This window comes from Mesorhizobium sp. M8A.F.Ca.ET.207.01.1.1, assembly GCF_004794715.1.
Taxonomy (GTDB): Bacteria; Pseudomonadota; Alphaproteobacteria; order Rhizobiales; family Rhizobiaceae; genus Mesorhizobium.
This window is the reverse complement of record NZ_SRUS01000259.1, coordinates 1-354: the sequence shown is the minus strand read 5'-3', so window position 1 is coordinate 354 and position 354 is coordinate 1. Positions and strand designations below refer to the sequence as shown.

1 pseudogene is annotated in these 354 nt (G+C 61.3%); it reads left to right on the top strand.

Annotated features, from left to right (window positions below):
• Positions 1 to 354: pseudogene (locus EN850_RS36895) on the top strand (hypothetical protein); the annotation flags it as partial.

Below are 354 nucleotides of genomic sequence, written 5' to 3'. Positions count from 1 at the left end.
GCCGATCAACGCGATCGTGGCGGCAGCCACCGTCCCGTTCCTCTCCCCGCCTGTGGAAATCGACGCCGATAGCTATTGGGGGGACGGCGACATCTCGCAATTGCCGTCTGCTCGATCACCGAAAACGAGCCACCGCCTGATCATTGCAGGCAGGCCTTCGCTGTTCACGACGCTATGTCCAGATCGCAGCTTTTCCTCCACCCATTGCGCGACCAAATGCGCGCCGGTTCACACCATCTTCGACGCTCAACACCGAGCAGGGGCTGCACTCTTCGTCAGACCCTGGATCGACTGGGGCGAACTGACCGACATGCGTGACAGAGGTCGACAATGTGCCGAAGGCTGGCTTGCGAC